This window comes from Luteibacter sahnii (assembly GCF_034063545.1).
GTDB classification, from domain to species: Bacteria; Pseudomonadota; Gammaproteobacteria; order Xanthomonadales; family Rhodanobacteraceae; genus Luteibacter; species Luteibacter sahnii.
Window position 1 is genome coordinate 640,639 of sequence record NZ_JAQLOK010000002.1, and the last position, 14,618, is coordinate 655,256.

13 protein-coding genes and 4 tRNA genes are annotated in these 14,618 nt (G+C 66.4%); 3 read left to right on the forward strand and 14 right to left on the reverse strand.

What is annotated here, in order from left to right; all coding sequences use genetic code 11:
• Positions 1-152 precede the first annotated feature (152 nt).
• From rplL to PI246_RS08315, 12 genes are all read right to left on the reverse strand, one after another.
• Entirely contained in the window at positions 153-527 is a 375-nt protein-coding gene (rplL, locus tag PI246_RS08260) for a 50S ribosomal protein L7/L12 (protein ID WP_320550792.1), read from the reverse strand.
• Positions 528-574: 47 nt separating this feature from the next.
• Complete coding sequence (gene rplJ / locus PI246_RS08265; RefSeq protein WP_320551215.1) at positions 575-1,099, reverse strand: 50S ribosomal protein L10; 525 nt, start codon at positions 1,097-1,099, stop codon at positions 575-577.
• Positions 1,100-1,443: 344 nt separating this feature from the next.
• Positions 1,444-2,151, reverse strand: a complete 708-nt coding sequence (gene rplA, locus PI246_RS08270; RefSeq protein ID WP_320550793.1) for a 50S ribosomal protein L1 — start codon at positions 2,149-2,151, stop codon at positions 1,444-1,446.
• 3 nt (positions 2,152-2,154) lie between these two features.
• Complete coding sequence (gene rplK, locus PI246_RS08275; RefSeq protein ID WP_045829444.1) at positions 2,155-2,583, reverse strand: 50S ribosomal protein L11; 429 nt, start codon at positions 2,581-2,583, stop codon at positions 2,155-2,157.
• A gap of 189 nt (positions 2,584-2,772) precedes the next feature.
• Complete coding sequence (gene nusG, locus PI246_RS08280) at positions 2,773-3,333, reverse strand: transcription termination/antitermination protein NusG (protein ID WP_320550794.1); 561 nt, start codon at positions 3,331-3,333, stop codon at positions 2,773-2,775.
• An 8-nt stretch (positions 3,334-3,341) separates the two neighbouring features.
• Positions 3,342-3,737, reverse strand: a complete 396-nt coding sequence (secE, locus tag PI246_RS08285) for a preprotein translocase subunit SecE (RefSeq protein ID WP_407069792.1) — start codon at positions 3,735-3,737, stop codon at positions 3,342-3,344.
• A gap of 13 nt (positions 3,738-3,750) precedes the next feature.
• Positions 3,751-3,826 (reverse strand) — tRNA-Trp (locus PI246_RS08290).
• Between the two features lie 89 nt (positions 3,827-3,915).
• Positions 3,916-5,106, reverse strand: coding sequence for an elongation factor Tu (gene tuf / locus PI246_RS08295; RefSeq protein WP_320550796.1), 1,191 nt, complete (start codon positions 5,104-5,106; stop codon positions 3,916-3,918).
• Between the two features lie 63 nt (positions 5,107-5,169).
• Positions 5,170-5,245: transfer RNA gene (locus PI246_RS08300), tRNA-Thr, on the reverse strand.
• A 26-nt stretch (positions 5,246-5,271) separates the two neighbouring features.
• Positions 5,272-5,345, reverse strand: a tRNA-Gly gene (locus tag PI246_RS08305).
• 18 nt (positions 5,346-5,363) lie between these two features.
• Positions 5,364-5,449: transfer RNA gene (locus PI246_RS08310), tRNA-Tyr, on the reverse strand.
• A 175-nt stretch (positions 5,450-5,624) separates the two neighbouring features.
• Positions 5,625-6,110 (reverse strand): acyl-CoA thioesterase, encoded by a 486-nt coding sequence (locus PI246_RS08315; RefSeq protein WP_320550797.1) that lies wholly within the window; start codon positions 6,108-6,110, stop codon positions 5,625-5,627.
• 101 nt (positions 6,111-6,211) lie between these two features.
• Here PI246_RS08315 and PI246_RS08320 point away from each other — a divergent pair, with 101 nt between their 5' ends.
• The 3 genes from PI246_RS08320 to PI246_RS08330 are packed head-to-tail and all read left to right on the forward strand — an operon-like array spanning position 6,212 to position 8,911.
• Positions 6,212-8,122 carry a SpoIIE family protein phosphatase gene (locus tag PI246_RS08320; protein ID WP_320550798.1) on the forward strand — a complete coding sequence of 637 codons (1,911 nt, stop codon included), beginning with the start codon at positions 6,212-6,214 and terminating at the stop codon, positions 8,120-8,122.
• Entirely contained in the window at positions 8,103-8,528 is a 426-nt protein-coding gene (locus PI246_RS08325; protein ID WP_320550799.1) for an ATP-binding protein, read from the forward strand. The genes PI246_RS08320 and PI246_RS08325 overlap by 20 nt, the downstream gene beginning before the upstream one ends.
• Positions 8,525-8,911, forward strand: a complete 387-nt coding sequence (locus PI246_RS08330; protein WP_320551216.1) for an STAS domain-containing protein — start codon at positions 8,525-8,527, stop codon at positions 8,909-8,911. Before PI246_RS08325 ends, PI246_RS08330 begins: the two co-directional genes overlap by 4 nt.
• Here the strand turns inward: PI246_RS08330 and PI246_RS08335 are convergent.
• Together PI246_RS08335 and PI246_RS08340 are read right to left on the reverse strand one after the other, a co-directional pair.
• Positions 8,908-9,378 carry a MarR family winged helix-turn-helix transcriptional regulator gene (locus tag PI246_RS08335; protein WP_320550800.1) on the reverse strand — a complete coding sequence of 157 codons (471 nt, stop codon included), beginning with the start codon at positions 9,376-9,378 and terminating at the stop codon, positions 8,908-8,910. The genes PI246_RS08330 and PI246_RS08335 overlap by 4 nt on opposite strands.
• A gap of 420 nt (positions 9,379-9,798) precedes the next feature.
• Positions 9,799-14,493: a putative Ig domain-containing protein gene (locus PI246_RS08340; protein WP_320550801.1), complete on the reverse strand. Its 4,695-nt coding sequence runs from the start codon at positions 14,491-14,493 to the stop codon at positions 9,799-9,801.
• Positions 14,494-14,618 lie beyond the last annotated feature (125 nt).

Sequence of the window (14,618 nt, forward strand, 5' to 3'; positions counted from 1 at the left end):
CCGCGGAGCGCCGGGGTGGCCGCTCTCGAATCGCGATGTCCCATGTACGACGGCATGGAACGGGTAAAGCTTCTGGAACGGGCAAAGCCCGGGGGCTCTCGCCCCCAGGCTTGCGTGACGCTAGATCGAATAAAGGGCGCGCAAGGCGCCGATTACTTGAGTTCGACCGTGGCGCCGGCAGCTTCGAGATCCTTCTTGAACTTCGCGGCGTCTTCCTTCGACGCAGCTTCCTTCACGACGCCACCGGCTTCGGTGAGGTCCTTGGCTTCCTTCAGGCCCAGGCCGGTGATGGCGCGGACGGCCTTGATCACGTCGACCTTCTTGTCGCCGGCGGACTTCAGGATCACGTCGAACTCGGTCTGCTCTTCGGCAGCCGGGGCAGCGGCGCCACCGGCGGCAGCGACGGCGACCGGAGCGGCAGCCGACACGCCGAAGGTGTCTTCGATCGACTTCACCAGTTCCATGATTTCCGTCAGGGACTTGGCCTTGATGGCTTCAACGATCTGTTCGGTGGTCAGGGTGGACATTGTTTCTTACCTTTGAAATGGGTTTCGATGAGAAAAAGTCAACGAGATCAGGCTTCGGCCGGGGCTTCGGCGGCGACTTCGCCACCACCCTGCTTGTCCGCCACGGCCTGGACGGCGCGAGCGAACATCGTGACCGGTTCGGCCAGGACGCGGGCCAGCATGGCCAGGGCCTCTTCGCGGGTCGGCAGCGAGGCCAGCACGTCGACGTGCTTGGCATCGAACAGCTTGCCCTCGATGGACACGACCTTCGGCTTGAGCTTGTCGTTGGTCTTCGCGAATTCCTTGATCAGGCGGCCAGCGGCGCCCGGTTCCTCGGTCGAGAACGCGTACAGCAGCGGACCGGTGAGGGCGTCGGCGACGACCTCGAACTCGGTGCCGGCCACGGCGCGGGCGGCGAGGGTGTTCTTCACGACTTTGAGGAACACGCCCGATTCACGCGCCTTCTTGCGCATCGCGGTCATCTGGGAGACCGTGGTGCCCGCGTATTCCGCGGCGACCAAGGAGTGAGCCTTCGCGGCGACTTCTGCCAGCTCGGCGACTACTTCTTGCTTCTGGGACAGATTGAGAGCCATTGCACTCCTCCAATTGAACTCCGCTTGCGACTCCTGCCGCTTGCGGTCCTGGGCGACATCGTCCGTGACGTCGGGGGCGGGGTTCCGCCCCGGGTGGTGGCCTTTCCAGATTCGAAACGAAACCAGAAGGGGCTGCACCATCTACGCCGGCTGGACCCGTGAAGGCATCCGATTAAGCGATCCCGCTATCGACGACGGCGTGTCCATGCCAACACGAGCTCCCTGCTCGTCGCCGTCGCGCGCTGATCGCGCCTGCGGTCTTTGACGGCTGCCACGGCGTTTCGGCCGGGCCGCCCTCAAAAACGCGCCCCCGCCGGCGAGCCGGCGAGGGTCGTTCAAACGTCTTACTTGGCCGAGGTGGTCACGGTCGAGGTATCGACCGGCACGCCTACGCCCATGGTGCTCGACAGCGCCACCTTCTGGATGTACTGGCCCTTGGCGGCCGCCGGCTTGGCCTTGAGCAGGTCGCCGAGCAGCGCGTTCAGGTTGTCGGCGAGCTGCGATGCGTCGAAGCTGGCCTTGCCGATGGTGGCGTGGATGATGCCGCCCTTGTCGTTACGGAACTTGACCTGACCGGCCTTGGCGTTCTTCACGGCGGTGGCGACGTCGGCGGTGACCGAGCCATCCTTCGGGTTGGGCATCAGGCCGCGGGGACCGAGTACCTGACCGAGCTTACCGACGACGCGCATGGCGTCCGGCGTGGCGATGACGCGACCGAAGTCGAGATCACCTGCCTGCATCTTCTCGGCGAGGTCGTCCATACCCACGGCGTCGGCGCCGGCGGCGAGGGCGGCTTCGGCCTTTTCGCCCGGGGGAACGAACACGGCGACCTTGATGGTCTTACCGGTGCCGTGCGGCAGCAGCGACGCGCCGCGGACGCCCTGGTCGGACTTCTTCGCGTCGATGCCGAGGCGGACGGCGACGTCCACGGACTCGGCGAACTTGGCCTTGGCGTTGTCCTTGACGATCTTCAGCGCTTCGTCGAGCGCGTAGGTCTTGCCCGGCTGGACGGCGGCCGAGGCGGCCTTCATACGCTTGGTGAGCTTTGCCATGTCTTAACCCTCCACCACCAGACCCATGGAACGCGCGCTACCGGCGATCGTACGCACGGCGGCATCGAGATCGGCAGCCGTGAGATCCGGCTCCTTCTGCTTCGCGATCTCCTCGAGCTGGGCGCGGGTGACCTTACCCACCTTGTCGGTGTTCGGCTTCTGCGAGCCCTTCGCCACGCCCGTGATCTTCTTGAGGAGGATCGAGGCCGGAGGGGTCTTCGTGATGAAGGTGAAGGTACGATCGGAGTAGGCGGTAATCACGACCGGGATCGGAAGACCCGGCTCGAGCTTCTGCGTGGCGGCGTTGAAGGCCTTGCAGAACTCCATGATGTTCAGACCGCGCTGACCGAGCGCCGGGCCGACCGGCGGCGACGGATTGGCCTGACCGGCCTTCACCTGCAGCTTGATGTAACCAATGACTTTCTTTGCCATTTGATATTCCTCGCGAGTGCTGGCGCCTTGCGGCTCCTCGCTGTAGACCGTCCCTGGGGGTGATGGGGTCGCGCTTGCGAACCCCTTAAACACGGGCACGCCGGAGCACAAAGCTCCAGCGTGGACCGGGCATTATAGGCATTAGGCCCAGGTTAAGCAAACCCGGGCCACGAAGCGGTGGTTGCCGCCTCAGGCCTTCTCGACCTGGCCGAACTCGAGCTCGACCGGGGTGGAACGACCGAAAATGAGCACCGCCACACGCAGCCGGCTCTTTTCGTAGTTGACTTCTTCGACCACGCCGTTGAAGTCGTTGAACGGACCATCGGTGACGCGAACCATTTCGCCCGGCTCGAAGAGCACCTTGGGACGGGGCTTTTCGACACCCTCGCGCACGCGACTCAGGATGTTGTCGGCCTCGGCATCGCGGATCGGATGCGGGCGGTCGGCGGTGCCGCCGATAAACCCCATGACCTTCGGGGTTTCCTTGACCAGGTGCCAGCATTCGTCGTCGATACGTGGCGTCTTGCCACTGGTATCGGTCTCGATCTGCACCAGAACGTAGCCCGGGAAGAACTTGCGCTCACTACGGCGCTTCTGGCCGTTGCGCATTTCGATGACTTCCTCGGTCGGAACCAGGATTTCACCGAATTTTTCTTCCATGCCCTCGCGCTTGACGCGCTCTTCGAGGGCCTTGCGAACCTGCTGCTCGAACCCCGAATAGGCGTGAACGACGTACCAACGTTTGCTCATGCCTTACCTCAATGTCCGAGCTTGAGCAGCCAATCGAGCACGATCGACTTCAACAACCAGTCGATGAGCCCCATCAGCAGCGAAAGAATGATGACGACCACGATGATGATGCCCGTGGTCTTCAGCGTTTCGTCGCGCGTCGGCCAGACGACCTTGCGCAACTCGAACTGCGACTCAGCGATAAAACCGCGCAGCTTACGGCCCGGGACCGTGAAAGAACCGATCGCCAGGGCGGCGGCGACGGCGACGATCACCCCGGCCACACGCGCGAACGTCGGCACGGACGGGTTGTCGGAGAAATAGTAGAAACCGGCGATACCGGCGGCGAGCACGACCAGCGCAAGCGCCAGCTTGCCGATATCGGCCGGGCTCATACCCTTGGCTTCTTGTGCCTTCGTGTTCATGCGCGCTCAGGAGTGGCACGCCAGGAGGGACTCGAACCCCCAACCTGCGGTTTTGGAGACCGCTGCTCTGCCAATTGAGCTACTGGCGTACGGGTAAAACGGCTAAACCGCAAGGACGGACGATCCAGGATCGACCGCCCTGCGACTGGGCGCCAGCCCTAAGGGCTGGCGTCACTCATTACTTGATGATCTTCGAGACGACGCCGGCACCCACGGTGCGGCCGCCTTCGCGGATCGCGAAGCGCAGACCTTCGTCCATGGCGATCGGGAAGCCAAGGGACACCGTGATTCTCACGTTATCGCCCGGCATCACCATCTCAGTGCCTTCCGGCAGCTTGATGGAACCCGTCACGTCCGTGGTGCGGAAGTAGAACTGGGGACGGTAGTTGCTGAAGAACGGGGTGTGGCGACCGCCCTCGTCCTTCGACAAGACGTAGATTTCGCCCTCGAAGTCCGTGTGCGGGGTCACCGAACCCGGCTTGGCCAGCACCTGGCCACGCTCGACGTCTTCACGCTTCAGACCGCGAACCAGCACGCCGACGTTGTCACCGGCCTGACCCTGGTCAAGCAGCTTGCGAAACATTTCGACGCCCGTCACCGTGGTGGTCTGGGTGTTGCGCAGGCCCACGACTTCCGCCGGGTCACCCACCTTGACGATGCCGCGCTCAACGCGACCGGTCAGCACCGTACCGCGACCCGAGATCGAGAACACGTCTTCGACCGGAAGCAGGAACGGCTTGGCGATTTCACGCTCCGGCTCGGGAATCCAGGTATCCAGCGCATCGACCAGCTTGATGATCGACGGCACGCCGATATCGGACTGGTCGCCATCGAGCGCGAGGCGCGCCGAACCCGAGATGATCGGGGTGTCGTCGCCCGGGAACTCGTACTTCGAAAGCAGCTCGCGGACTTCCATCTCGACGAGCTCGAGGAGCTCGGCGTCGTCGACCATGTCGGCCTTGTTCAGGAAGACCACGATGTACGGCACGCCGACCTGACGCGAGAGCAGGATGTGCTCACGGGTCTGCGGCATCGGGCCATCGGCGGCCGAGCACACCAGGATCGCACCGTCCATCTGGGCGGCGCCGGTGATCATGTTCTTGACGTAGTCAGCGTGACCCGGGCAGTCGACGTGACCGTAATGGCGGGTCGGCGATTCGTATTCGACGTGGGCGGTCGAGATCGTGATGCCGCGAGCCTTCTCTTCCGGCGCCGCGTCGATCGAGCCGTAATCCTTGAACTCGCCACCGAAACGCTCGGCGCCGACCTTCGTCAGGGCAGCCGTCAGCGTGGTCTTGCCGTGATCGACGTGGCCAATGGTGCCGACGTTGACGTGCGGCTTGGTGCGTTCGAACTTACCCTTTGCCATGAGCGCTAAACTCCGCTGGAGCCAATGAGATAGAAAAAAAGGAACCGTCGCGGACGACGAAGATGGTGCTCATGACTGGAATCGAACCAGCGACCTCTTCCTTACCAAGGAAGTGCTCTACCGACTGAGCTACATGAGCACGAAACGCAGCGCGCGCGAGAACAATGGAGCGGGAGACGGGAATCGAACCCGCACAATCAGCTTGGAAGGCTGAAGTTCTACCATTGAACTACTCCCGCACTACGCGGAACTCGTACTGGTGGAGGAAGGTGGATTCGAACCACCGAAGGCGTAAGCCAGCAGATTTACAGTCTGCCCCCGTTGGCCGCTTGGGTATTCCTCCAACAAAGAACGCCTATTGTCGCGAGCGCCCCGGATACTGTCAACATCTTCCGCACGTTTCGATGACGCGCACGACATGCCGGCTTGCCACGACACCCCACCGGTACGGGTGGCCGGTGGGTGGGCCGCGAAGTGTACAGGCGCGCCGACGCGTTGGGAAGCGGAAGACGTGCCAGTCAGGCCTCCCGCGTCGCCGCTACGAGAGGCTCCATCGCCTTGGACATGTCCATCAGCTTCAGAGCATATTGCTGCAGGCGCAGATCGCGATCGGACACCGGCCTCCAGGGCGGGACGGGCGTGGGCTTGCCACCGTCGGCCTTGTCCATGGCCACAAAGACCATCACACAGCTCGTCGCCAGGCGGTCCTCGCCGCTGCGCAGGTCACGGGCCAGGATGTCCACCGCCAGGTGCATGCTCGACGTACCGGTATGGATCAGGCGGGCCCGCACCGTCACCAGGTCACCGATCAGGATGGGCGCGAGGAACTGGATGCCGCTCACCGACACCGTGACGCAATACGCCCCGCTCCAGCCCACGGCGCAGGCGTAACCGGCCTGGTCAAGCCACTTCATGGCCATGCCGCCGTGCACCTTGCCACCGAAATTGACGTCGGTGGGCTGGGCCAGAAAGCGGAATTCGACGTCGCGCTGGGTGCCTGACATGGATCGACCTTGCTGGGGAATAGCCCATTATGGCGGTGACGCGCTTGTCGCGCCGCCCCCGCCCGGCATAGATTGCCCGTCACCCTCCCTGGAGCATTTCGATGGTCTTGCGCAGCGTCGCCTCGCGGCTTGCCCTGGGGGTGCTCCTGGGGTCGGCGATCGTACTGATCGTCACCGGGGGTTTGATGCTGTCGCATACCAGGGAGCAGATGCTCGAGCAGACCCGGCGCGAGGCCGCGGCCATCGCCGAGTCGGCCTCCAGCCGCATCCACGGCCGCATCGACGGCGTGGCGCGGGTCGTCCGCGTGCTGGCGGGACAGGTCGGCACCCGGCATGCGCAGGCGGCCACCCTCATCCGCGATGCCCTGACCGTCAATCCCGAGATCGCCGAAATCGGGGTGGCCTTCGTCCCCCGCGCCGGCCAGGCACGCGACGGAGAGGCGCCCACGGCACGGCGCAAGGTCGGCGGTGCCGTGGTGATGGGCAGCCACCTCACCGATCCGCAGCCCTACTGGACCTCGCCCTGGTTCATTCAGGGTCTCAATTGCGACGAGGGCTGCTGGCAGCCGCCGGAACGACGTGGCATCCCGCTCGACGCGCAGGTGCGATATAGCATGGCCATTCCCGGCCAGGCCGTGCCGGTCCAGGGCGTGGTCGATGCGACGATCCGCCTGGACTGGCTGCAGGCCCTGCTCGGATCGCTGGACAAACCCGCCCACGCCTCGGCCTTCGTGCTCGACCGCGACGGCGAATTCCTGGCCCACGACTGGACATCCTACGTCGGGACCCGGGCGAGTCGCCCCCTCCTCTCCGCGGTCACCGAGGGCCGCACCCCGGTGCGGATCACGCCGGAGGAAGGCGGCCGGGTGAGCGAGCCGGTGTGGGTCGCATTCGTGCCCATCCGCGGCACGCGCTGGACCATCGGCCTGACCATGCCCGAACGCGAGGTGCTCGCGGACCTGCGCCGAACCTATCTGGTGGATCTCGTGCTCGGCATGCTCGCGCTCATGGGCGTGTCGTTGATCGCCCTGGCCATCACCCGCCGGCTGATGGCACCGCTCACGGTACTGGCCGACCGCGCCGAGAACGTCGCCCAGGGCGACCTCGATTTCGCCCTGCCCGAGGTGCGCCGCGACGACGAGGTAGGGCGGCTGACCCGGGCGTTCGACCAGATGCGGCACCAGCTGGCCGGTCACATCGATACGGCCCGGCGTACCGCGCGGGAACAGGAGCGCATCGCCAGCGAACTGGAGATCGCCCGGCAGATCCAGCTCGCCCTCCTCCCCGCCCCGCATTGGCTCGACGGTGACGGTCGCATCGAGTTGCATGCCGCGCTGCGCCCGGCCTCGGCCGTCGGCGGCGATCTCTACACCTATTTCGCGCTCGGCGCGCGGCACGTCTGCGTCATGGTCGGCGACGTGTCCGACAAGGGCATTCCCGCGGCGCTCTTCATGGCGCGCACGGTGACCCTCGCCCGCACGCTCGCCACCCACGCCCGCTCGCCGAGCGACATCCTCCAGGCCCTCAACCGCGAGCTGTGCAAGGGCAACGACACCTGCATGTTCGTGACCCTGCTCTGCGGCGTGGTCGAGACCGGCACCGGCCTGCTCACCCTGGCCAGCGCGGGCCACGAACAACCGGTGCTGCGCGCGGGGGACAGCGCCGTGCTCGTGGACGTGGAAACGGGCCCGGCCCTCGGCCTCGACCCCGAAGCGCGCTACCCTGTGCGCGTACTCTCGTTGCTCGGGGGCGATACCTTGCTCATGTACACCGACGGCGTCAGCGAAGCCCACGCGGGCAACCAGCGCCTCTACGGCACCGACGCGCTGCTGGAAAGCGTCGCGCGCGTGGAAGACGACGCCATGCCGGAAACCTACGTCGAACGCGTGCTGCGCGACGTGGACAACTACGTCGAGGGCGCACTGGCCTACGACGACATCGCCGTGCTCGCACTCACGTGGCACGACAGCGGCACGGAAGGAGCCCGGCTCGATGCGGTTGCGCATTCCTAATCGCCTGGAAGACGTTTTTTCGGCGCTCCACCTCGCGGAGGAAACCCTCCGCCGGGCACGCCACGTCGACGAAGGTTGCCGCGCCGACGTGCGCCTCGTACTGGAGGAGTTGCTGGTCAACACGGTGCGACACGGCTACCCGGACGGCCGCGACGGTCACATCGACATCGACCTGCGCATCCTGACGCAACGGGTCGAACTCGAACTCAACGACGACGGTCAGGCGTTTGATCCGGGCGGCCATGCGCCACCCGACCTGCCCGGCGACCTCGCCGATCGCGACGCCGGCGGCCTGGGCCTTCACCTGGCGCGCAGCATCGCCGACACATTCACCTATTCGCGCGGGCCCAAGGGCAATCGCGTGATCCTGCACTTCTGTCCGCAAGCCTTCGACGAGAGCCCCTGATGAGTCTCAGCATCCGCAGCGAGAGCCCCCAACCGTCGCGCAGCACGGTCTGGCTCGAAGGCCGGCTCGACGCCGCCACCTACCTTGAGTTCGACGACGCCATGCGCGATGTCACGCCGATGGTGGATAGCGGGGGCACCCTGGTGCTCGACCTCTCCGCGCTCGACTACATCAGCAGCGCGGGACTGCGCAGCCTCGCGTTGCTGCGCAAGCAGATGCGCGACCGCGACGGGCGCACGTTGCTGCTCAACCCGCAGCCGCAGGTAAAGAAGGTATTCGACATCGTCAAGGCGGTGCCGGTGGCCGAGGTATTCGCCAGCGTCGCGGAACTCGACCAGTATCTCGATCACATCCAGCGTCAGATGACGGCACCGGGCGGCTAGGCGTCGACGCTGCCGGCGATGAGGCTGGCACGCAGCGTCTCCAGCTGAGCCTTGAGGCCGCGCAACTGGTCGACGTCGCAACCGGTGGCGCAGAACACCTCGACCGGCACGTCGCCGGCCTTTTCGCGCAACGCCTTGCCCTGGTCGGTGAGTGTGACGATCACCTGCCGTTCGTCGCGCGTGCCGCGGGTACGCTGCACGAAACCCGCCGCCTGCAGACGCTTGAGTAACGGCGTGAGCGTGGCCGAATCCAGGAACAACCGCTCGCCCAGGTCGGACACCGTGATGCCGTCGCCCTCCCACAGCACGAGCATCACCAGGTATTGCGGATAGGTCAGCTCAAGCCTGGCCAGGAGCTGGCGATAGAGCTTGCCCATCGCAAGCTGTGTCGAATACAGCGCGAAGCAGAGCTGCCCGTCGAGCGTGCGGGGCGGCTCGATGCCGGGCGGGAGGGAGGCCTTGCTCATGGCAGGAATGTAGGGTCGCCCCGATTGCTTTGCAAGCGATTCAATTGCGTACTGCGCCGTGAAAAACCTTCGTCGCGGATGGCCGGTAATCCTTCTGGCTAGCGTGATGGATGGATCCGGCGAGTCGTGGGGCTCTTGCGACCTTGTGGCGCCAGAGCGCATTGCATCTGGGCGGTATCGCGGGGAGACCTTGGTGTCCACCCTCGAGGCGAGTTCCGCACAAGGCAGCGGCCTTCGTTGTCGGACGCAGAGGACCTGTCTGAGCAGCGAGGGTGGACACCGGAGGCTCTGGCCCCAACGTTTCACGGGCTCACGGCCTCACCGTCCCGTCGTCCGCGCCGACGGAAGGGCCTGCATCCATGCGAACGAATCGGAACAAACCCCCGGCAAGACACCGGGGGTCTGGTGACACGGACCGGATCACGGCCCGAACTTCTTCTCCACGCCAAGCAGGATCGACTGGTTGTCCCGACTGGTGTTGTCGAGCTGGTTCTGATACTCCGCGCGAAGGATCCAGCCGCTGTTGGTCTGCAACGCGATGCCCGCACCGAGCTGGGTGTGATTGCGCGACTGCTGGAACAGCGTGGCACGGTACAGCGGACCGTTGAGCAGGTCGGCGTAGCGGATCGACGCCGCGCCGGAGCCCTGCATGTCGTGCCCGAACTCCGCGCGCAGCTGCGGCGACCAGATGCCGTAGTCACGCCGGACCGACCACTGCGCCAGTACGCCCAGCGTTGCCGTGGTGGTCTTCACCGTCTGTCCCTGGTAGGCCAGGGAGCGGGTGTCGTCACCGTGTTCGGTGAAGGCGTCCAGTTGGGCGCGCGCCACGTCAACCCGGGCATAAGGCGTCAGCTGCGAGTTCTCGCCCTGCATCTGGTAGCCCGCCGACAGCGAGGCGAACCATTGTCGGCCGTCGCGGCTGCCCTGCACATGACCGCCGGTATCGGTCAGGTAACGGCGCGTGTCGAACGACAGCCACTGGTAGCCGATGAGGGCGTCGGTATAGAACGCCGCCGCGGGCCGGTAGCTGCCGTAGAACGCCACGTTGTAGCTGTCGACGGCGCTGTGGCTGTCGTGCTGGCCAACGTCGGAGCGGTCATGGCCGTAGCCGACGCCCACGCCAGCGGCGAAGCGATCGCTGAACTGCTTGTCCACGCCCATGCTCACGCCGGACGTGGTGAAGTCCGTACCGTTGGCGCTGGTACCGACCTGGCTCTTGCCGAAGTTCACCGCGCCGCCCGTCCACACCGAGACGTCACCCGGCAGGCTGCCGTGCTGCGACGTGGCGTTGGCCTGGGCATCGGCCGAATCGGGATCGGGCTGCACGAGATAGCGACGGTTGGCGTCGTCCTGCGAGCGGCGCAATGAGGCGTATGCGTCCTTGCCGCGCTGCGAGCTGGCCGAGGCCATGGTGATGCCGTTGGTGAACCCGCTGGGGCCACCGCTATGGAGCATTTCCAGGCGACGCTGGAAGTTGTCGATCTGCCCGGTCGCCATGCGCCGCGTCGCGTCGGCCTGCGCGGACAACACGCCCATCACGTCCGGGTCCTTGGTGGGATCGGCACGCGGCACTACCGCGATGCTGACCATGCCCGGGGCAGAGGTGGCATAGGCGTTGGTCAGTGTGTACGCCACCTGGGCGGTGCCGCCGAATGCCGCCGCGGGCACGAACTCAAGCGTGAAGCCGCCTGCGGACGACTGGATGGACGCGCTGCCCGCGTTCGCCGGCGTGACCGAGACCACCTGCGCGGCGGTGAACGGACCGCCACGCGCGCCCGAGGTCAGGTCGACCTGCACCGGACGGCCCGCCACGGCACTGGCCGACAGCGGCATCGCGACCGGCATCGGATCGACGGTGACGGTGACCGTCGCCGGCGGCGACGTGCCGAACGCGTTGCTCAGGGTGTAACTGAATGTCACGTCGCCCGACGCGTCGGCCGCGGCCGTGTACACCAGGTCGGTGCCCTGCACGGCCACGCTGCCGCTGGCCGGCTGCGTGACCACCGCCGCGGCGGTGAACGGCCCGTTGGCCGCACCGGTCGAGGCGTGGATCGTCACCGCCTTGCCGGCGAGCACGGTCGCACGCTGCGCGACGATCGTCGGCGCCGCGCCGGCGGCCACGGTCAGGGTGACGGTCGCCGCGTTGGACGTGCCGCCGGGACCGGTGGCGGTGTACTTGAGCGTGTCGGCGCCGAAATAGTCATGCGCCGGGGCATAGACCACGTTCAGGCCACTGACGGTGGCGGTGCCGTGGGCCGGTGCCTGCGTCACGGCGATGGACGTGATCGGGCCCGAATCGTTGGCCGTGACCGGCACGGTTACCGTGCCGTTCGCGGCAACGTTCGCCGCATCGTCGACGGCGACCGGCGTGGGATCGCCCACGTTGATCGTGAAGCTCTGGCTGCCGGTGCCGTTGTAGGCGTCCGTCGCCGTCACGGTGAACGAGCGCGCGCCGGACGCCGTCGGCGTGCCGCTGAACGTGCCCGACGGCGACAGGGTCAGCCCCGCCGGCAGGGTGCCCGCGGTGACCGCGTAGGTGTACGGCGCGATACCGCCCGAGGCCGCGATCGTCGACGGCGCATACGCGTCGCCCACCTTGCCTGCCGGCAGCGTGGCCGGCGCGAAGGTGAAGGTCGGCGAGATCACCGTGAAGCCGTAGGCCTGGCTGGCGGTCTGGCCCGCCTGATCGAGCACCTGCACGCTGAAGTTATAGGTACCCGACGCCGTGGCGACGCCGGAAATCACGCCGTTCGCGAACGTCAGGCCAGCCGGCAGCGCGCCCGTGAGCGAGAAGGTATAAGGCGCCGCGCCGCCCTGTGCCGCGATGGTCTGGCTATAGGCCACGCCGCGGGTCGGCGCCGGCAGGCTGGTGGTGGTGATGGACACCGCGCCGCCCGGTACCACGACGTTGAAGCTCCGGCTGACTGCCGGCGCCGCGACGTAGGCACCGTTGCCCGACTGGTTCGCGGTGACGGTACACGTACCCGGCGCCCTCGCCTGCACCTGGTTGCCGTTGACGATGGCGCACACGGTCGACGTCGTGCTGCTGTCGTAGGTAACGGTCAGGCCAGACGAGGCGCTCGCGGTGAGCGTGCGCGTCGTGCCGAAGTCCTGGTCGCCCGGCGCGTTGAAGGTGATGGCCTGTTGCGCCATCGGCGTGACACTGTTGCTCGCCGAGGATGCCGGGCCGGTGCCGGAGGCGTTGGTCGCCGTAGCGGTGAACGTGTAAGCCGTGCCGAGCGTGAGGCCGGTCACCACGATCGGGCTGCCGCTGCCGCTGGCGGTGATGCCACCTGGGCTTGACGTCACCGTGTAGCCGGTGACGGTCGAACCGCCGTCGCTGGCGGGCGCACTGACACTGACCGACGCGCTACCGGTCGTCTGGCCGGCAGGCGCCGGCTGCGTGGTCGCCGAGCCCATGACCGGCGCGCCGGGCGCCACCGACGACACCGCGAAGGTCTGCGTCACCGACGGGGCCGCGTCGTAGCTGCCGTTACCGGCCTGGTCGGCGACGATCGTGCAGCTGCCGCCCCGAACGAACGTGAGTGTGCCGCCCGAGGTGATGGTACAGACCCCGGTCGTGCTCGAGCCGAACGTCACCGGCAAGCCCGAGGAACTGGTGGCCTGGAGCGTCGGTGACGTGCCGTAGAGCTGCGTGCCGGGGTTGTTGAACGTGATGCTCTGGGTATCTTTCGGCGTGACCGCAGGAGACGGCGACGACGACGCGCCGGTACCGGCCGTGTTGGTCGCCGCCACGGTAAAGGTGTAGCTCACGCCGTTGGTCAGGCCAGTCACCTGGATCGGGCTGCCCGATCCCGTCGCGGTGATGCCGCCGGGATTGGACGTCACGGTGTAGCTGGTAATGGCCGCACCGCCATTGTTCGCCGGCGCGGCGAAACTGACGCTTGCCGCGCCCGGACTGGCGCTGGCGTTGACGCCGGTCGGCGCACCGGGCACCGACGGGCTCACGGTGAGCGTATAGGCCGTCTGCCCGGTGTAGCCATCCTGATCGGTCGCGCGGATCGTGACATTGAACGTCCCCGTCGCCGTCGGCGTGCCGCTGAGCTGGTTGCCCGAAAACGTGAGGCCCGGCGGGATCGAACCGGAAGGGGTGAACGTATAGGGACCGGTTCCCCCGCTCGCGCTGAACGTCTGCGAATAGGCTTGCCCGTACGTCGCGTTGGCAATCGACGCGGGGCTGACGGTAATCGTCGGCGCAGGCGTGATCTGCAAGGTGTAGTTGCGCTGGGCGGTCGCGGGCGTGTTGTTGTTGCTCGGCGTGCTGTCAGTCACCTGTACGACGAAGGTAAACGTACCCGACTGGGTCGGCGTGCCGGAAATCGCACCGTTCGTGTCCATCGTCAGGCCGGCGGGCAGGCCGCCGGAAGGCAACGTGTAGGTGTACGCGGGCGTGCCGCCGCTGGTGGTGAGCTGAGCTGCGTAGGCAAGACCCTGCTTGGCCGTGGCCAGCGAGGCCGGGCCCATGGTGAGCGTGGGCGTCGCCACCGTTACCGCGAACGTCTTGTTCGCCGTATTTTGCGGGCTGGCCGAATCCACCACGCGCACGGCGATGCTGTAGGACCCGGCCTGGATCGGCGTGCCACTGATGACGCCGCCACTGCTGCTGATGGTGATGCCAGGCGGCGCACCGCTGACGATCGAATAGGTATAGGGCGGCGTACCACCGGATACCTGGATCTGCTGCGAATACGACTGGTTATACGTCATCGCCGGCAGGCTGGTGTTGGAGATGTTGAACGGCGGCGGATTGATCGTGATCTGGAACGTGATCCGCGTGATGCCGTCGTCTTCCAGCGCGGTGAAGGTGTCCGACGTGGCACCGTCGCCGTTGTTTCGATAGATCAGCGAAAAGCTCGATTGCGTGTCGACCGCGCCGTGTTGCGCGCCCTGGGCGTCGTCGAATCCGCCCGGCGAACAATTGAAGGTGGCCGTACCGCCGCTGGCGATGGTCGCCTGCTGCGGATTCGAACACGCCGCCACCGCCCCTTGGGCCACGCCGATCCACAGCAAGACAAAGAGCGCCCACGACCACGCCCGCGCCGTAAGCGCACCCTGGCGCGGCGCATGCGCGCCGAGCGACGACCGATTGAACATGGATTTCCCCTGCTGGTCCCCACGACGGCTCGCCCCAACGGCGGCAACGTCGCGGGAAACGTATTCCCCTGAAGTCAGCATATCGTAGATGCAAAGGCAGCATCGGCACGATAGACGCGACAGCC